This is a genomic window from Paenibacillus sp. CB74, from assembly GCF_055687625.1.
On record NZ_CM146009.1, the window covers coordinates 4939244 to 4957788 of the forward strand.

At 48.4% G+C, this 18545-nt stretch carries 14 protein-coding genes; 3 read left to right on the forward strand and 11 right to left on the reverse strand.

What is annotated here, in order from left to right; translation table 11 throughout:
* Position 1: 1 nt before the first annotated feature.
* Positions 2–331, reverse strand: a complete 330-nt coding sequence (locus ACX9NY_RS21755; RefSeq protein WP_472475028.1) for an AzlD domain-containing protein — start codon at positions 329–331, stop codon at positions 2–4.
* A complete protein-coding gene (locus tag ACX9NY_RS21760; RefSeq protein ID WP_472479378.1) occupies positions 322–1026 on the reverse strand; it encodes an AzlC family ABC transporter permease in 705 nt (234 codons plus the stop codon). Before ACX9NY_RS21760 ends, ACX9NY_RS21755 begins: the two co-directional genes overlap by 10 nt.
* Positions 1027–1514: 488 nt before the next feature.
* Here ACX9NY_RS21760 and ACX9NY_RS21765 point away from each other — a divergent pair, with 488 nt between their 5' ends.
* Positions 1515–3473: a methyl-accepting chemotaxis protein gene (locus ACX9NY_RS21765; RefSeq protein WP_472475031.1), complete on the forward strand. Its 1959-nt coding sequence runs from the start codon at positions 1515–1517 to the stop codon at positions 3471–3473.
* A gap of 135 nt (positions 3474–3608) precedes the next feature.
* On the opposite strand, the gene ACX9NY_RS21770 is transcribed toward ACX9NY_RS21765, so the two are convergent.
* Positions 3609–4805 carry a DUF2087 domain-containing protein gene (locus ACX9NY_RS21770; RefSeq protein WP_339239176.1) on the reverse strand — a complete coding sequence of 399 codons (1197 nt, stop codon included), beginning with the start codon at positions 4803–4805 and terminating at the stop codon, positions 3609–3611.
* 269 nt (positions 4806–5074) lie between these two features.
* A complete protein-coding gene (locus ACX9NY_RS21775) occupies positions 5075–7048 on the reverse strand; it encodes a methyl-accepting chemotaxis protein (protein ID WP_472475033.1) in 1974 nt (657 codons plus the stop codon).
* Between the two features lie 233 nt (positions 7049–7281).
* Between ACX9NY_RS21775 and ACX9NY_RS21780 the strand changes: the two genes are divergently transcribed.
* Complete coding sequence (locus ACX9NY_RS21780; protein WP_472475035.1) at positions 7282–8715, forward strand: serine hydrolase; 1434 nt, start codon at positions 7282–7284, stop codon at positions 8713–8715.
* 201 nt (positions 8716–8916) lie between these two features.
* Here the strand turns inward: ACX9NY_RS21780 and nagZ are convergent, their stop codons facing one another.
* From nagZ to ACX9NY_RS21815, 7 genes are all read right to left on the reverse strand, one after another.
* Positions 8917–10605: a beta-N-acetylhexosaminidase gene (nagZ, locus tag ACX9NY_RS21785; protein WP_472475036.1), complete on the reverse strand. Its 1689-nt coding sequence runs from the start codon at positions 10603–10605 to the stop codon at positions 8917–8919.
* 31 nt (positions 10606–10636) lie between these two features.
* Positions 10637–11833, reverse strand: coding sequence for an exo-beta-N-acetylmuramidase NamZ family protein (locus ACX9NY_RS21790; protein ID WP_472475038.1), 1197 nt, complete (start codon positions 11831–11833; stop codon positions 10637–10639).
* The gene (locus tag ACX9NY_RS21795; protein ID WP_472475041.1) at positions 11833–12543 is read right to left on the reverse strand and encodes a hypothetical protein; all 711 of its coding nucleotides are present in this window, start codon (positions 12541–12543) and stop codon (positions 11833–11835) included. The genes ACX9NY_RS21790 and ACX9NY_RS21795 overlap by 1 nt, the downstream gene beginning before the upstream one ends.
* A 48-nt stretch (positions 12544–12591) precedes the next feature.
* Positions 12592–13701, reverse strand: coding sequence for an ABC transporter ATP-binding protein (locus tag ACX9NY_RS21800; protein WP_339239168.1), 1110 nt, complete (start codon positions 13699–13701; stop codon positions 12592–12594).
* Positions 13702–13973: 272 nt separating this feature from the next.
* The gene (locus ACX9NY_RS21805) at positions 13974–14807 is read right to left on the reverse strand and encodes a carbohydrate ABC transporter permease (protein WP_105601619.1); all 834 of its coding nucleotides are present in this window, start codon (positions 14805–14807) and stop codon (positions 13974–13976) included.
* 83 nt (positions 14808–14890) lie between these two features.
* The gene (locus ACX9NY_RS21810) at positions 14891–15814 is read right to left on the reverse strand and encodes a carbohydrate ABC transporter permease (RefSeq protein WP_339239167.1); all 924 of its coding nucleotides are present in this window, start codon (positions 15812–15814) and stop codon (positions 14891–14893) included.
* Positions 15815–15869: 55 nt separating this feature from the next.
* Complete coding sequence (locus ACX9NY_RS21815) at positions 15870–17222, reverse strand: ABC transporter substrate-binding protein (protein WP_472475045.1); 1353 nt, start codon at positions 17220–17222, stop codon at positions 15870–15872.
* Between the two features lie 360 nt (positions 17223–17582).
* Between ACX9NY_RS21815 and ACX9NY_RS21820 the strand changes: the two genes are divergently transcribed.
* Positions 17583–18545, forward strand: a complete 963-nt coding sequence (locus tag ACX9NY_RS21820) for an N-acetylglucosamine kinase (RefSeq protein WP_472475047.1) — start codon at positions 17583–17585, stop codon at positions 18543–18545.

An 18545-nucleotide genomic window follows, 5' to 3' on the forward strand; every position in this document is an offset into this window, starting at 1 on the left:
ATTATCCGATCCAGTATCGCAAGATCATCATAGCCACAATACCGACCAGTACGGTTCCAAGCAGACTGCGTGTCCAGATCGCTATTGCAATCGTCGGCAGGGAAGCCCACAGAGCTGCATTATGCGTAATCGGCACCAACTGGTTGTCCGACATGAACAGTTCCTGACCAATCAATGCTGCCATGACCGCTACGGGTACATACTCCAGCCAACGCAACAACCACATGGGAATCTGTATCTTGCTGAACAGCATCAGTGGCAGTACACGCGGGATAAATGTTAACAGCGCCGACCCCATAATAATCCAGAATACATCCCATCTTACTTCCATCGTTCCATGAACACTCCCAACGTTGCCGCAATGACCGCAGCCACAATGATACTCATGCTGCCTAGTGAAGCCATGCTGGCGAAGATTACACAGACCACAGCGATGATCGCCACATTGATATGTATTTTTTTGTTTTTACGATGCACCAACTGGAGTACAACCAGTCCAATAAACATCGCTGGCAGGGCATAATCCAGACCCAGTCGTTCCGGATTGGTGATCCAGCGTCCAAAGTACGCTCCCGCCATATTAGCCACGAACCAGTTCAGATAAGCGGTAATATTCAGACCGTGCATCCACCGTTCGCTAAGCCTTTCCCTACCAATCGCCCGTGTCATTGCCACGCCGAAAGACTCATCCGTAAGCAATGAACCGATCCACATATTTTTAAGCGGGGTCAGATGCCGAAAATACGGTGATACAGCTGCGCTGAGCAGCAAATGACGAAGATTCACAAAAAATATGGTGAATATGATAGCTACTGCTGACCCATTCGATGCGAGCATGCCCGCCGCAATGAACTGGGCCGATCCTGCATATAGAATCAGGCTGAGCAGCGCCGTTTCCGCCAGACTCAGACCTGCGGTCATTTCAATGACACCCGCTGCAAAACCTATACTCAAATAACCAAGCAAGGTTGGGATACAATCTTTGACCCCCTGCATGAATGTAGCATGATCCTGGACCTCTTTCATGTTCTCCTGTCCAGATATCTGTAATGTACTTTGGTCCAACTGCGGTACAACCCCTCTCCAATTTTTGTCTCCATCAACCGATATATATGGATGTAGATCCATCTAGGTCCATTCTTCATGAAAACAACTTCTTTGTGTATTCAACATGATCATTTACATGCCTTGTGGATTTCGCAATTTGCAAAATTTCATTTCACATTAATTTAGAAATATACCACAAGATGTGCACTAAGGGAGAGACAGATTCTTTTTATAGAACAGATGTAATTCTAAATACCTATAAAACCGAAAAATATTTTCATAAAACTCATAAATAATGTTGAATAAACTCGAATTTTGTCATACGATAGCACCAGAAACATCTGGAAAGGATGGAATGAACTATCTTTTACCAGATTGACTTGTCCACCAGACATAGGGATGGGTTACACAGAGGGGGAATGTGTATGAAGAAGATTAATAAACAAAGGGCCAGGAGAACGCTGCAGATGAGAGAGAAACTGATTCTGTCATTTGCCATTGTTCTACTCATTCCCACAATCAGTCTGGGCATTATCTCGTTCCAAACCGCCGAGGCCAAGGTCGAAGAGAAAATGTATGAGAACGCAATTAGCAATGTTACTGTGCTCAACCAGACCATTGATCAGATCATTGGCGCAACACGTAAGAATGTTGATTTCTTGGCAAGTCAGCTGGATGCAGGCAATGTTGGACCGAACCAAGGTGACGAGACGGATACCATACGTACCTTGCTTGACGCGTATAAGGAAACCCATGATGACGTGGAACTTGCCTCCATCGGCACGGATCAAGGCGTGTATATTAACTCCCCTGTAACTGCGGTGAACAAAGAAGGATACGACCCGCGCGAACGCCCGTGGTATCAGGCTGCTACGCAGAACAAGGATGTCCCTACCGTAATCACCCCTTACATATCAAGCAATACCGGCAATGTTGTTGCTTCGGTAGCTCAGACCTCGGCAGATGGACACGGTGTCGTCTCTGTAAGTCTTTCGCTTGAGGCCCTCTCCCAGACGGTTAATTCCACAAAGATCGGTGAGAAGGGTTATGTCTATATCATTGATAATGCCAACAAAATCATTGTACATCCTACCGAAAAACCGGGAACCGAAGGAACCATGGAACCCTATAAAGATATTTTTGCACAGAAGAACGGAAGTCTGACTTATACGCTAAACGGAAACCAGGAACACGCCTTTTTCTCCACTAATGAAACGACAGGCTGGACCGTGGTCGGTGTCATTGATAGTGGTGAAGTAACGGCATCTGTCCGGCCTATCTTGTACACCACACTTATCGTTATTGCGATTGCGATCGCTGTAAGCTCCATCATTATATTCTGGATTGTGCAATCCATCACCAAACCGCTGAATCGCTTGGTGAAGGCATCTGACGAGATTAGTAATGGTAATCTGACCATTGAGGTTGCTGTATTGGGACAGGATGAATTCGGCAAGCTGAGCACCAGTTTCAATAAGATGAGTGAATCCTTGCGAACCGTTATTCAGGACGTGCGACACACGGCTGACGAGTTAACCACCTCTTCCACACAGTTGGCAGTCAATTCATCCGAGACAACCAAAGCCACAGAGCAAGTTGCCCTGATCACGGAAGAATCTGCAGCTGGACTTGAGAAACAAACCAGCAGCCTGAAGCATACGGCACAGCAGATGAATGAGCTTGCTGGAGGTGTGGGGCAGGTAACGAACAGCACACAGCAAGTATCCGAAGCTGCTATGCAAGCCAGTGAGCTCGCGGATAAAGGAAATGCAACCATGCAGACGGCCGTATCCGAGATGAGTTCCGTTAGTCGCTTTGTACAAGGTATGGCGGATACTGCTGAACGACTTGGACAGCATTCCACATCCATTGGTGAGATGGTATCTGTCATTACAGATATCGCTGCACAAACCAATTTGCTTGCTCTCAATGCTTCTATTGAAGCAGCACGTGCAGGTGAGCATGGACGTGGCTTCTCCGTTGTTGCCAGCGAAGTTCGCAAGCTCGCGGAACAGTCCAGCCTGTCCGGTCAGAAGATTGTAGAGATGGTTGGAGCGATTCAACAGGAGATTTCATTGGCCAATCACAATGTTCAGATCGGGCAACAGGATGTAAGCAATGGCATTCGTGCTGTTCAGTTTGCAGATGAAGCTTTTGCCCAGATTAGTCAGGCTGTCGGGGTCGTCAATCATCAGCTTGAGAACATTGCAGCCGCCTCACAGCAGATGTCTGCAAGTACAGCCGAAGTAGTGCAATCCATTGATCAGATCCACGCGATATCGGAAACCAATGCCGATGGAACAGAGAACATCTCCGCTGCTACGGAGGAGCAAGTGGCTTCCATGCAGGAGATATCTTCCTCTGCTGATTCCCTTGCTCATCTGGCTCACAAGCTGCAGAAGCTGGTGGAACAATTCAAGCTGTAATCGTTATCGTGTAAAAGATTTAGTTCAACTTATATAATAGGTAGTCTGTAACACCCAAAGCCCCTTTGCCATCATATTGGCAAAGGGGCTTTGGGTTATAATAGGTCAGGCATTTTAGAGAGGAACCTGTCCCGCTTATTCAGCAGATGGCTTTTTATCTCCGTGGTACCCTTGATCTCCATAAGGCTCTAACTGTTCAAACCAACGGTTCAGACATTTGGCGAGTGCATCTTTGGGATCGTAATATGGGTTATCATCTGGCTTCAATGTCTCCAAGACTTCGATCACAAACGCATTTTCTCCATATTCATTCCATTCAGCCTGCAACCTCCGATTCAGATGGCTACCCATCTGTAGCATAAACCGTTGTCCGTTAATGGTTTTCAAGTTAAGCGTGCTGTCGATATAGACTTTGTTGTTACGTTCATTCCGAATCTGGTAGACACCTGCTTCCGTTTTGACTTCCTTCGCCTGTTCCTGCAATTCTTTGCGACGATTCATCTTCTCCTGCTCCCCCTTTTCTTTGCGTTCCTGTTTTCCATCTCCGGCACTCTGTTCATCTGCGCGGCTTCCCAACCAATACTGACTGCCGTCTGACTCACGTTTGAGCAAACCATAGTCGATGAGATACCTCCTTATTTCCACGTAATCCTCATGAACTTCCTTCAGCAGCTCATTGACCTGTTTTTCGGAATATTGACGCTCTGGATCGAATCGTTTGGCTATCTCGGTGAGCACGATATATTTATGCTTTTGCTGCATATGAAACGTCGTCAGTGGACCGCCAGTACCCTCCGGAAAATATTTATTCAGCACCTTCTGCCGATCCTGTTCTGTAATATCAAATGAGCCAGGATGGATCGTATGCTCATGTCTTGTCACCGGTGACACCCATTCGGCTGGAGCCTGGGTATCCTTGCTTTTGAGAAGTTCCATTAATGCCAGGAATATCTTGGCCTGCCGCTCCTTCTCCTTCAATACAAACCGATGATTCCGGATCGTGGAAGCACTCCCAATACCCAGGGCTTTCTGTACTTCAGCATCCTTCTTGCCTTCATGAAACTGAGCCAGCAAACCACGCTGGACATCAGACAATCCGGTTACGCTTTTATCCAGCTCCAGCAAGTACTCAAATACTGACCCATGCACCTTTTCAATATGCACACGCATATAACGGGCTGCCTCATAGAGCACCCCTTCTTCGGGGTAGATAATCCCCGCTTCCGTCCTGTATCCACAGCAGACGCATACATAGACGGGACCTTCCTCCAGATAACCACGCTTGATCTCTTCCAATGAAGCGGTTTGCAACCAGGTTTCTGATGATTTCATGGTAAAACTCCTTTTATTGTCATGGTCATTTCAACCGAATAATATTTAACTTAATATATTTATGTTTGTTTATTTATAGACATATTATTACTTCGTTTGTAGTATGTCAACATTTTTGAAAAAGACTCTGTGTTTAAAGACATCACGGTCACCCCTTGTTTAACAAAAAAAGACCGCAGGGTCGTAACCCTGCAGTCTCATCGCAGAAAGGGCATTTCAGCACCTTCCCTAAACATGTATCTTCACTTATTGTTCCAGTATCATCACTGTTACAACTTAAACCGTTCAATCATGCTTTGTAGATCTTCAGCCATACGTGACAATGCTGCCGAAGATGCTGCAACCTCTTCCATTGTGGCCAGTTGCTCTTGAGCTGCCGCCGATCCATCTTCCGTTCCAGAGGCAATTCTGTCCGACAGAACCATTGTATCACTTACCGCCTTGTTGATATGACTCATGCCGCCATCAATCTGACGGGAAGCGGCGGATACTTCTCCAGCTTGTGCAGCCACCAACTGAACCGCAGTACGAATGTTCTGGAATGCTTCGCCCGCTTCGGTAACCATCTGCGAACTCTTCACCATACCTTCTCCCGTACGGGCAAAGGTCGATTGCACTGCATTGGTTTTCTCCTGCATCTCGTGCATAAGCTCATTAATGCGCTCTGCTGAAGCGCCTGAACTGTGAGCCAATGTTTTCACTTCGTTGGCTACAACAGCGAATCCTCTTCCTTGCTCGCCAGCTCTTGAAGCTTCAATGGACGCATTCAATGCGAGGATGTTCGTCTGCTTGGCAATAGCCGTAATCTCGGCCACAATCACAAGAATCTCTTCATTTTTCGCGCGCAGATCCTCAATGACCACAGACATGGCCTTGCTCTCGTCATTCACCTGCTGAATATGGGTAACCGCTTCTTCCACGGTAACCATACCCGCTTCCGACTTGGTGGAAGCATCAAGAGCGATACGAGCGGTGTCCTCAGCACTGGATGAGATCTCTTTGACTCCAATGGACATTTCTCCAACGAGTTGGCCTGTAGCAGCGAGACTATTGTTCTGCAAAGTTGTTCCTGCAGCTGCATCCTGCATCAGTTCAGCAACCTGCTCTGTAGCTTTGGATGTCTGCTCGGAACTTGCCATGAGCTCTTCAGAAGATGCTGCCAGCTGGCTTGAAGTATCATGCACCTCTCCAAGCACACTACGCAGTGAAGTCGTCATCATATCGAAGCTCTCTCCAAGCTGTCCGAACTCATCCTTGCGCTGCAAGCCTACACGAACGGTTAGGTCGCCTGCACTTACTTGCGATGCTGCCTGTGTTAGTTGTAGTAATGGCCGATGAATGCTGCGGATAATAAAAACAAGCAGAATCAACCCGATAACCATTGCAGATGCCACGATCGTAATTGACCGGATCAGAATAGGCATGACGGCTTCCGTTGCTTCCGAAGGAACCATCTCGCCAACAATTTTCCAGCCTGTCACCGGATTGGTGAAATACACTGCTTCCACTTCATGACCCTCATATGTATACTTCACGGTTCCACTGTCTTTCGTATACATTTCATTAATATAGCTTTCATCTGATTGTGTACCGGATTCAATATTATAATGGAACAGGAATTTACCCCCGTTATCCAGCATGTACAGTTTTCCCTCTTTACCGATGCGAATCTGATCAACGGATTCTTTCAGATGATTGAGACTGACATTGGCCCCGAATACCCCTTTGCCGTCAGCCAGCTTGACCGCTGCGGTCACAACCCATTCACCCGTAGAAGCCGATTGGAAGGTATCCGAGATTACAGGTACATCCTGAGACATGCCCATCTTATACCATGAACGTTCACGAGGATCATAATTCTGTTCCTCGGATTGTGGGGATTTCATCCAGCTGCCATCTTCCGCACCTGCGGTGAGTACACCCAATTCCTTATGACTCTGAGACATCCGATCCATCTGCCTTTGCAGCGCAGGGGATTGATTAATAATATCGTTTGAAGTCATACCCGCCGCCATCTGTGCCGCGTTATCCTTCTCCATTTCCAACATTTGATTTATCTGCAGACTAAGCATTTCCGTTTTGGCCTGAGCGGAACGAATAATTTCCTGCTTAACCTGGTCAGCAGCCTTTTGATAAGACAACCAACCGACGGTAATGCTCGGTACAATCAGGAACAGGAGTAATGCAGCGATCAGGCGTTTTTTTACGGTTAAAGTAAACCAGTTTCGAATCCTTTTCTTCATTTAACTATCCCCCATCATAATCTTCACCCATCCTTTTATCGGACAATTGCTGTAAAAATATTATGTATATATACTAAATTGGTACAAATTTAATCTAAATAATCTGATCAGATGATATGAATTATATCCGTTAATCGTTTTGACCCTCCAGGCGAGATCGTTTACAATGCTCATAAGTTGTCTATTCATGAAACGATTGGAAGGGGAGGATTCACATCTTACGTAAGTCACACATGCAACAACCTGTTTCCACAGTATATTCATCCATGTTTCGTATCCTGTTAGCGTTCATCCTGTGCGCAGGCCCGATTCTGGGACAAGCCGGTATCACGGCAGCCGCAGCCCAGACAACGCAATCAGTTCACATTGAAGTGAATGGTGAGCAGCAATCCTGGAGGAACGCACCACTTATCATCAAAGGCTCAACGTTTGTTCCATTGCGGGATGTCGTCACATCCGTTAAAGGCACCTTGAAATGGGATAATCACACCAAGACAGCTACCATTACCGTTGGCAAAGACAAGCTGGTGCATCAGGCTGGCAGTAATTCCATTAGGGTAAATCAGGTTGATCTTGCTACAGGTGTGAATTCACGTACCATTAACGGTACGTTGATGGTGCCTGTCCGGGCCATGGCCAATGCAATCAAGGCAGACATTAAGGTCCAACGAACAGCCACGGGTCAGATGAGCGTGAATATGGTCACGGATCAAGTCAGCCTGCTGAACAGCGAAGTTGCCAGCGTAGATACGTATCTGCGCGAGATCAACTATCCAGGTATGGCGCTGATTGCCCGCGATGGTGAAGTCCTGTTAAGACAAGGCTACGGCCTTGCCGATGAACAGACGCTGAATCGTCCGGATCAGAAGACCCGAATCGCATCGCTGAGCAAATCCTTCACGGCCGCGTCCATTTTGAGTCTCGTGGAGGAAGGTAAGATTAATGTGCAAGATCCAATCTCCAAGTATATCTCCGGCATTCCTAAGGGAGATCAGATCACACTGCATATGCTGTTATCCCAGACTTCAGGTCTGCCATCCGCATTTGGTCGGGGTGAAGGAACTTCCATGGAAGAGACTGTAGAAGAGATTCGCCACAAAACGCTGAAGTTTGAACCAGGCAGTGCATATCTATACAGCAACAGCGGGTATGTTCTGCTTGCATACGTCGTAGAACAGGTATCCGGCATGAGTTACGCCGATTATGTGCAGCAGACGATACTGAAGCCACTTGGCATGAAAAATTCGGGAGAGGCTTCCCGTAAAGTGCATACGATTAGTGGTTTTGTTCAACAAGATAACGCCTGGGTAACTGCTCCTTATTATGTTTCTCAATCCGGATCGGGCACCATCTATTCCACAGTAGACGATATGCTGAAATGGGACCGTGCACTGTATACGGACAAGATTCTAAGCCAGGATACAATTGAACAGATGTATGAGCCATACTCCGATAAAAACTATGGTTACGCCTGGATTCTCAAAGAGAACGGCAACAACCGTACCGTCTTCCATAACGGTAGTGGCGGCGGGTTCGCTACAGCCTTTTCACGTAATCTGTCCGATGATATCACGATTATCCTGCTTGGTAACCACGCAGGTATGGACATGACTTCACTTTTGGATGAAGTTGAAACCAAGACAGCCCAAGCACTGCAATTGCAATAATGTATAATTATTTGTATACACATAACAAAGAGACGGTCCTATCAAGGATCGTCTCTTTGCTCTGCATATGTTTTTATTTTTACGGCCCATGATTCCACTTCACTCAACCAACATTCATCTCTTTCCCATCCTGCAAAAGGCAGAGCAACTCGCATTCTCATCATTGCCAGGCAACCATCCATCCGTTCGTTCAACATTCGTCTACTTTATCGTCACAGGAAGCTTCCCTGCAAAAGGAATGTGTCCCATCAGCGCCTGAGCAACGCTATCCATGGCAAGTGGCCGGCTCTCGTAAGCCGCTACATAGACTTGTGCACCCGGAATCGCGAGCAGATCATAGGGACTTCGCAATGCCACCACTGCCAATGGCTTGCCCAGTTGCTGCAACCAGCCGATCAGTCGACACTGTGGATCACCGGAAGGACTTCCCGCATTGTAGGTACCTACCACAATCTGTCGAACCCCATCCTCTTCCGCTGCTTGAAGCAGACGTGCGGAACGAATGGCAACTTCCTCGGGCGTAACCACCCGATCAACAACATCCAGACCATACTTGGATAAAGCTGAGCCCAAGGTGAACGTCTGACTCAGCTGTTCGTCTGCAATCGTCGTCACGGACGTGGCAACCGTTATGACCAGCGTACGTTCCGGCTTCAAAGGCAGCATATTCAGCTGATCGCGTACCAGCGTAATACTGTTCTCACTAATTCGGCGGGCAACCTCTTGGTGTAATGAACTGTTGCGCTCAGACGCGCCGGAATGTGAAAGATCCTTTGATGAATCCGGGGAGGACATATTTGAGAATGTACTAATCACTTCCTCATCGCCTGCACCGTGCAATTCATTCTCCAGCAACCCATGTTTCACCTTGTACATCAGCAAGCGGGTCACTGATTCATCGATACGACTTTCGCTAATCCGTCCGTTCTCCACAGCTGCTAGCAACGCTTCAAATGCCTCTGCCTGAAGTTTGGACGTATGGCTAATTAATACCAGATCCGCTCCGGCCTCTACCGCCATCACAGCTGCATCGACCGTGCCATAGTTCACCGCAATGGCATCCATCTCCATACAATCTGTCACGATCATGCCCTCATAACCCAGTTCCTGGCGAAGCAGACCGCTTAATACGGTTTGGGATAGCGTTACGGGCAGACCTTCTGGCTCCAATGCAGGGAAATAAATATGCGCTGACATCATGGCATCGACACCTTCGGCGATGGCGGCTCGGAAGGGAATCAACTCCAGGCGCTCTACCCGATCACGATCATGAGTGATGATCGGCAGGTCCAGATGAGAATCGGTGTCCGTATCCCCATGCCCCGGGAAGTGCTTGGCTGTCGCTGCAATCCCGGCGTCCTGTATTCCCGCAATGGTTCTGGCCCCATATTCTGCAACGGATTGTGGAGATTCACCAAATGATCGTACACCAATGACCGGATTGGCCGCATTATTGTTCACATCCAGTACTGGAGCAAAGTTCATATTAATGCCCATGGATTTCAGCTCCAACCCACTGATATATGCCGCCTGATACGCATCGTCGATGGAACCGGCAGCGGCGATGGCCATTTGTCCAGGCATCAGAGCGATTCCTTCAGTAATTCGAGCTACCATGCCACCTTCCTGATCAATGGATATCCAGAGCGGCACATGACCGCTGCTTTTGGCAATCTGTTGTAGCCCCGACGATAACCGCTCTACCTGCTCTGGCGACTCTACGTTGCGCGCAAAATAGATCACGCCACCGATTGGATACTTTCGAAGAAAGGGTTCCACATCGCCAGCTGCTTCAGTGCCATGAAAGCCACAAAGCAGCATTTGCCCGACTTTCTCGCGCAAGGTCATCTGTTTCAGACGAGACTGGTATAACTCTTTTTGCCCACTCATTTCATGCCTCCCTCCGATAACCAACATCCGTTTATGGATATAACAAAAACGGCTTTCGCCGCTCCTTCCATTCTGCTGTTTGTACCTTCCACGCTTCCATTAAACAAACGAATTCCGTACGGTCATGAATGGTCTCCCTGACGACCTTCCCCCCTGCTAGCAGGTCGATAAAGTACCTCGAACCCGGCTCAGGCGGCTCCAGCCAGCAGAATTGCTCCGGATAGAGTGACACCAGTTCATGCAAAAGCACTAGCCCCGTCTCTACCGCCCGGAATTTCCTGCTGTCCGTTACAAAGATCCTTACGCCACCACACAGTTCACCTGTATGTTTGGAGAATGTTGGCGACATGTACACTGGATGCACATGCACACCTTCCAGCTTGTATTCCCGAAATCGTTCCGCCAAACGCTTCCCCTCAACCCAGGGTGCCCCAATCCACTCGAATGGGCGGGTCGTGCCCCTGCCCTCCGATACATTCGTGCCTTCGAACAGGCACGTACCCGCATATACCCTCACACTGTCCAGCGTGGGCATATTGGGAGAGGGCAGCATCCAGGGAAGCCCACAATCCGCAAACTCCATAGCGCGCTGCCATCCTTCCATGGCAACCACGTCCAATTCACAAGGTACATCCATCTCGCTGTTGACCATCAGGGCGAGTTCACCTACCGTCAATCCGGTACGTATAGGTACACGCCAGGCACCCACGAGTGATTCATACCCAGCGTTCAGCACACCGCCCTCCACGACGTCCCCTCCCAATGGATTGGGACGGTCCAGAATCAGCATTCGTTTGCCTGATCGAGCGCAGGCTTCCATCATATGGAACAAGGTTGAGGCATACGTGTAATAACGGACGCCCACATCCTGAATGTCAAACAGGACCGTATCGACTCCTGCCAGCATTGCAGGCGTAGGTCTCTTGTGATCCCCATACAGACTGAACACCGGAATGTCCAGACGTGGATGATGCATGTCTCCGAATCTGACACCCGCCTGAAGTTCTCCATCCAGTCCGTGCTCACAGGCATAGAGCGCTGTAAGCTCGGCATTAGCCAGTCCCGCGCACACATCTATGGTCGATACAAAATCCGCTGTAATTCCAGTCGGATTCGTAATTAGACCGATTCGAGCACCTGTTAACCATGGATGCGATAACCCTCTCGACAGAAGGTCAACTCCCGTTTTTACAGCCGGCATCTGCCCGGTTCCATTCATCTGGCTCATTACACATTCCCCTGGCTGATCCACCCTGTATGCTGGTGATCATTGCCGCCTGTTACGACAGGTTCCTCTTCAGGCTCCAGCACATTGAGAGCCACCTTATGCTGATAGATAGCAAACATACCTCCAAACAGTGCTCCGAAACCAACAACAGTCAGCATCAGCAAAGCAGTCAGGCACATGGCCTGAAAACAGGCACTCATCGTGTACCCCGGGTGACGGAAGAACAGCTTTACACTTTCCCCCATCGCCTGAAGGATGCCCATGTTTTTTTGTAAAACAAGCTGCCAGGTATAGAACTGTGACATCACAGCCATTAGAACAAAGAACGTCTGGAATACGCCTACCGCTGTACCTGTAATCCCACCCTGTCCACCGTAATACCACCAGGTTGACCATAGAATGAAACCAAGCACTGCGAAAAGCACACCCACTGATCCTCCCGGGATTATTCCCTTCACCGTTCCGAGCCAGATATCCTTAAGCCCATTGCGGCGTTCCTTGCGTTCCAGCCTGTGATGCATGGCATAACAGACCCCGAACAGGAGGGGCATATATATCAAGGCCAGAAGTATCACCGCAATCGGCAGCGGAGCAAACATCAGAATGGGAACCAATACGATGGAGCTAACGACACTGTACAGAGCCACTGAAATAATGTCCCGATAGATTTCTGCGCCCGACTTGACCAACACTTCACTCAACTTACGCATTCTTTGTTCTCCCCTTTCTTACCGTTCCTCTTCACCCGGCCCGGTCTATTACTCCCGTCCAATCGCAAGCTCTGTCTCTGGATCGAAAAAGTGTGCCTTACGCAAGTCCAGCACAAAATTTTTGTCCATTCCTACATAAGCATGTGTTTCCGGGTGTACCTTGGCCGTAACCGTACGGGTACCGGAATGGAAATACACCAAATTCTCGGAGCCCAGATGCTCTACAACCTGAACCCGCGCCTGCAGCATATGGTCTGTCGGGATATTCGGAGCGACATCATCACCAAAAATATGCTCTGGGCGCAGCCCCATAATTACCGGCTTGCCTTGATAACTCTCAAGACGAGCAAGTACATCCGCTGGCAAAGTGAATGAGGCCCCCTCGATGACAACCTGTGTACCGTCAATCCGTGCATCAATAAAGTTCATTGCCGGGGAACCGATAAATCCGGCAACGAACATATTCCGCGGACTCGCGTACAGTTCTTTCGGTGAAGCCACCTGCTGAATATCGCCATGATTCATAACCACGATGCGCTCTCCAAGTGTCATGGCCTCCACCTGATCATGCGTCACATACACAATCGTCGCACCAAGACGTTTATGGAGCTCTCCCAACTCCACCCGCATCTGCACCCGCAACTTGGCATCCAGATTGGACAGTGGCTCGTCGAATAAAAACACCTGTGGATCACGGACAATCGCCCGCCCCACCGCAACACGCTGGCGCTGACCACCAGACAGCTCGCGTGGTTTGCGTTCCAGCATCGCTTCCAGTCCCAGAATGGAGGCCGCATTCTGTACCTGTTCATCAATATAGGACTTTGGCTTTTTCAGATTTTTCAGGCCAAAGGATAGATTTTCACGGATGGTCATATGCGGATAGAGTGCATAATCCTGAAACACCATCGCGATATCCCGATCCTTCGGATGCAGATCGTTAACGAGCCGGTCACCAATCACAATATCACCGCTTGTTTGCTTTTCAAGTCCGGCAATCATCCGCAGTGACGTTGTCTTGCCACAGCCCGAAGGACCCACAAACACTACGAATTCCTTATCTTCTATAACAAAGTCCGAGCCGGCCACAGCCGTGAACGTTCCTTTATGATCGTCTTTGAATTCTTTGCGCACTTGTCGAAACTCCACGCGTGCCATAGGTAGATCCCCCTTTACGTTGTCGCTTGTCCTGAACTATATAAGTTCAACTAACGATTATTTACACTGGCACTCCGATGACAGAACAACCTTCCGATCGCTGTTACCCCCAGATTTCTTTAATTCCTTTATAGAAAGGGGAAATCCGGTGATAGCTTATGCTTCCGATGTAGCTTTCTTTTAGAAAGCTTTAAGGCGAACGCCTTCGCTTCTTCAGGTTATTTCTGTCCTCTCCATTATTGTGTAAATGTCTAGTTGAACATATATAGGAATTAACCTTTAACCGCACCGATCGTAATGCCCTGCAAGAAGTAACGTTGCAGTGAGAAAAATAGAATGATCATGGGCAGGGCACCTATTGTTGCCCCCGCCATCATCGCGCCGAAATCGGTTGATTCGGCAAACACGAACGAGGCCAGTCCCACTTGAATCGTACGCATCTCATTCGAATTGGTAATCAGGAACGGCCAGAAGAATTCGTTCCACGAAGCGACAAACGTGAAAATCGCCAGCACCGCGATCCCCGGCTTCGCCATCGGCAGGATCACTTTCCAGAAGATGCCGAACTCGCTGCATGCATCAATACGCGCCGCATGAATCAGTGATGTGGGCAGCGTGGACATGAACTGTTTCATTAGGAATATGTTCCCTACGCTGACGGCAGCAGGCAGAATAATAGCTGTATACGTATCCCCCAGATCAAACACATTGACCATCAGAATGTACAAAGGAATTAACGTCACCTGTGCTGGAATCATCATGGTCCCCAGAAGAGTCCAGAACACCGCCTGACTACCCGGAAACTTCAGTTTGGCAAATGCATATCCCGCCAGGGAGGCGAAGAATACATTGGTTACGGTCAGTATGATCGAGATGAGCAGCGAATTGTACAGCCAGCGCCAGGCATCAGTTTTGGCAAAAAAGCGCTCATATGGCGATAACGACAACTGCTCCGGGATCATCTGTGGTTTAAACGACGCCGACATCGCGCTATCCTGCACCGAACCGACGAGCATCCAGTACATAGGAATGACCGTCACCAGCGCCCAGACGACCAGCAGAATGGATGCAACAACGAGCAGTGTCTTTTTCTGTGTTGATTTCATGGATTTCATTCACCCCCGGATGCTTAATGCAACGTGCTCTAATCGTACGTGTTCAAAAAGGTCGGTTTTCAGTTGAACTACTTCTAATACTCAATATCGCTGGAGAAATATTTGAACTGTATGACGGAAATGACAATGATGATAATCGCCAATACGAACGACTGTGCCGAAGCCAATCCGAATTCATAGAACTTGAATGCCGTCTCGTAGATCAGATAAGCGATCGTTGTTGTCGCAAAGTTTGGCCCACCCTGTGTCATCAGATATACCGAGATAAACACCTGGAAAGACGTGATCACACCTGTAACGAGCAGATACAGCGTTGTTGGTTTGAGTAGCGGCCATGTAATCTTGCTGAACTGGGTCCAGCCGCTGGCATGATCAATATCCGCCGCTTCGTACAGCGATTTCGGAATACCGCCCATGGCTGCCAGATACAGAATAATGCCCGCCCCGTGCGATCCGAGCCAGTTCATGAGAATGAGGGAAAAGAGTGCCGTTCCCGACTGGCCCAGCCAGATCACCGGGTCAAGGCCGAACAGGCTGAGGAAGCGGTTCAGCAGTCCCGAATCGGTTGGATCAAAGATCGCCAGCCATACAATGGAGATCGTTACCCCGGAGGCTACCGCAGGCAGATACATCGTAGCTTTGAAAAAAGTCTGCCATTTACTTTTCATCTGATAGATGAAATAGGACAGTACAAATGTAATGAGAATATTGACCGGGACTGTGCCTACAGTGAAGATCACCGTATTTTTGATCGACTTCCAGAACGTCTCATCCTTCACCAGTCGCTCGTAGTTATCCAATCCAACCCATGTCGAATTCATAATGTTGTATTTCTGGAAGCTCATCACGAGAGCTGTTAGTACGGGATACAGTGTGAAAATGAGAAACAGCAGGACAGGCGCCAAAATGAACAAATACGCCCACCCGTAATCTCGCCAAAACCGGGCAGCCCTGGAAGTCCGGGGCGCAGACGGTTTTGGCGCAAGGGCGGTCTGCATGGCGAATCCTCCTCTCCTAATCAGTGTGGTTATACATTATGTTTGATTGTCCACGTTATTGTCCGAACATCTGCTGGCCTTTGCTCTTGAAGTCTTCTGCGATCTGCTCCGGCGTTTTCTCACCGGAGAACAGCGCCTGAATGTTAGGCTTCACTACTTGTTCCTTGAATTGTTTTTGCTGTGATGCTTTGTCGATATCCAGTTCCAGTACAACCGGCATCGCAATATCCTCTGCCATGACTTTCGCAGCAGCCAGATTATCGGCTTGCCCAAGTTCTTTTCCTTTAAACAGATCCACCTGGGACTGTCTTACGAATGGGAGAGCCAATTCATTGGCGGAGTTCCCTGCTTTGGCACCACTGAGCGCTTCCATCACCAGGAACGTATTTTTGGCATGCTGCTCGCCTTTGTCCTTCTTCTGTTTGAAGGCTACATACCCTTCGCCGCCCATCGTTGTTGCCGCAGGTTGATCATCGTTATGCGGTACAGGCAACAGGACAAAATCAATCTTTTCCCCCTGTACCTTGCCATCATCGATATCCTTGTTGCGGTTCTGAATCATCACATCATAATAAGGAATCGCTTTGGAGATAATCGCCGTTTCCCCTGCGTAGAACATATCCGTCCGTTTCGCTGGAGCGAGAGCCGCTGTTTCCTTCGGCATATACCCTTGATCCATCAGGTTTTTGATAAAAGAGAGAGTATCCAGAATGCGACCATCATTCCACTGGAACGTGCCGTCTTTATCAAGAACATCGATCATGCCGTTGTTCCTGGATAACAATTCAATGAAATCGAGCGAAGTACCATCCGTAACCAATGCATACTGCTTAGCCCCGCCATCGAGCGTTTTGGTCAATTTGGCTGCGGCATCGTTGAATTCGGACCAGGTCCAGCCATTTTGCTGAATCGATTTCCAGTCAATGCCCGCTTCCTCCAGGATCCGTTTGTTACCACCCCAAGCCCATTGGAATTGATATAAAGGCAGTCCATATTGTTTCCCCTGAATCTGGCCTAACTCAAGCGTTCCTGGCAGATAATCGTCCTTGATCTCAGGTGTCAGGTAGCTGTCCAGCTCAAGTGCCAATCCTGTATTCACATACGTGCCGTCTACACTATGAAAGTAAAGATCCGGCGGGTTCCCGGCATTCAGAGCGACATCGAATTTTTTGGGCCCTTCCGCCCAGGAGAGCATTTCCGTCTTCACGGTAATGTTCGGGTGTTCCTTATTGAAATCAACGATTAGATCCTTCAGTTCATCTTCATATGTGCCATGTACTGGATACGTCCATACGGTCACCGTATCTTCTGCATTGGGATCATCTGAAGCAGCGCCCCCGCTATTCCCGCAGGCAGTAACCATGACCATCATCAACAACATTGCCCACACTAGACCCTTCTTTTTCATCCCTTCATCTCCTTCGCGTGTCGTCTCCCGATAATTGCATTGCCTAACCGTGCTACCCCTTTTGAAATCATCCATCCTTAAACGACTTAACAGACTATTGAGCGTGGCAGTAAGGAAAATGCACCTCCCTTATGGATTAGACCTGAACGTACGCAGGATTAATCTCTTAAATGCAATATAACGTCAACTTAGTTGACATTAACAGTATTAATTCCTTCCAAAATTGTAGATTGAGTTCATTATATGAGCTCTGAAATAAAAATTCAACATTATTTTTTAATATAAAATTTAATTTTACTTTTTCATTTTATGCCTCTATACTATGTAAAAAGAAAACTCAAGCAATCGAGGTGAGCCACTTTGCGAGTATATGTTGGCGTAGATGGAGGCGGTACCAATACTGATGCAGCAATCATTTCTGAATCTGGCGAGATTCTCGCCCGGCTCAGCGGAGGTCCCACGAATCCTCACAGCGTACCCCTGGAACAGGCCCTTTCCGAACTGCAACGAGTGCTGGAACAGCTATTCAATCTAAAAAGTGATCTATCGACAAATTGTGAAGGTATATGCCTCGGTATGTCAGGTGTAGATACCGTGCAAGAACGGCAACTTATAGCCGACGCTGTAAATAACTATATGAATAGTCGTAATCAACAGGGATCAGAAAGCTGCCCTGTCTGGGTTGTATCCGAAGGAGAGATTGCCCTGATGGCCTCTCTCGGACATACTCACGGTGTATTGTGCATCTCTGGAACAGGGTCCATCGTGTACGGATTCACGCTAGAAGGAGAACGATACCGTGCAGGAGGCTGGGGTCATCTGCTAGGAGATGAAGGGAGCGGCTATCGTATTGGACAACGTGCACTCCAAGTGGTCATGCAGAGCTATGATGGTGTTCTTCCTCCAACCCGTTTAACCCCGCTTCTTCTAAAGAAACTGAACCTTCCGGATATATCGGAGCTAAAGTCGCTGGTCTATCAGACGAATTGGGGCAAAAGCGAGACAGCATCCATCGCCCGCCTTGCTATAGAGGCAGCTGAATCCGGGGACGAGGTTGCCCGGGCACTGATCATCGATGAGGCCGCACAATTGGCGGATACCGCCAAAGCGCTGATTGCCCGTCATCCCGAATTTGCATCTACTCAGGTTGTCCTGTCCGGGTCGCTGTTTCGATACGCAGCACTTTTCCGAAATACATTTATCCAGAAGTTATCGGGATATTATGGAGAGTTGGAATTTGTATATCGTGAAGATGCCCCTGCTCCATCGGTAGGTGCAGCACTATTGGCAAGAAGATGCCGTTCCCTGAATGTATCATTCTAA

Bases quoted from the DNA above. Each gene is read 5' to 3' on its own strand.
- ACX9NY_RS21755 (WP_472475028.1), bottom strand. From the start codon at position 331: ATGGAAGTAAGATGGGATGTATTCTGGATTATTATGGGGTCGGCGCTG.
- ACX9NY_RS21760 (WP_472479378.1), bottom strand. From the start codon at position 1,026: ATGAAAGAGGTCCAGGATCATGCTACATTCATGCAGGGGGTCAAAGAT.
- ACX9NY_RS21765 (WP_472475031.1), top strand. From the start codon at position 1,515: ATGAGAGAGAAACTGATTCTGTCATTTGCCATTGTTCTACTCATTCCC.
- ACX9NY_RS21770 (WP_339239176.1), bottom strand. From the start codon at position 4,805: ATGAAATCATCAGAAACCTGGTTGCAAACCGCTTCATTGGAAGAGATC.
- ACX9NY_RS21775 (WP_472475033.1), bottom strand. From the start codon at position 7,048: ATGAAGAAAAGGATTCGAAACTGGTTTACTTTAACCGTAAAAAAACGC.
- ACX9NY_RS21780 (WP_472475035.1), top strand. From the start codon at position 7,282: ATGCAACAACCTGTTTCCACAGTATATTCATCCATGTTTCGTATCCTG.
- nagZ (WP_472475036.1), bottom strand. From the start codon at position 10,605: ATGAGTGGGCAAAAAGAGTTATACCAGTCTCGTCTGAAACAGATGACC.
- ACX9NY_RS21790 (WP_472475038.1), bottom strand. From the start codon at position 11,833: ATGAGCCAGATGAATGGAACCGGGCAGATGCCGGCTGTAAAAACGGGA.
- ACX9NY_RS21795 (WP_472475041.1), bottom strand. From the start codon at position 12,543: ATGCGTAAGTTGAGTGAAGTGTTGGTCAAGTCGGGCGCAGAAATCTAT.
- ACX9NY_RS21800 (WP_339239168.1), bottom strand. From the start codon at position 13,701: ATGGCACGCGTGGAGTTTCGACAAGTGCGCAAAGAATTCAAAGACGAT.
- ACX9NY_RS21805 (WP_105601619.1), bottom strand. From the start codon at position 14,807: ATGAAATCAACACAGAAAAAGACACTGCTCGTTGTTGCATCCATTCTG.
- ACX9NY_RS21810 (WP_339239167.1), bottom strand. From the start codon at position 15,814: ATGCAGACCGCCCTTGCGCCAAAACCGTCTGCGCCCCGGACTTCCAGG.
- ACX9NY_RS21815 (WP_472475045.1), bottom strand. From the start codon at position 17,222: ATGAAAAAGAAGGGTCTAGTGTGGGCAATGTTGTTGATGATGGTCATG.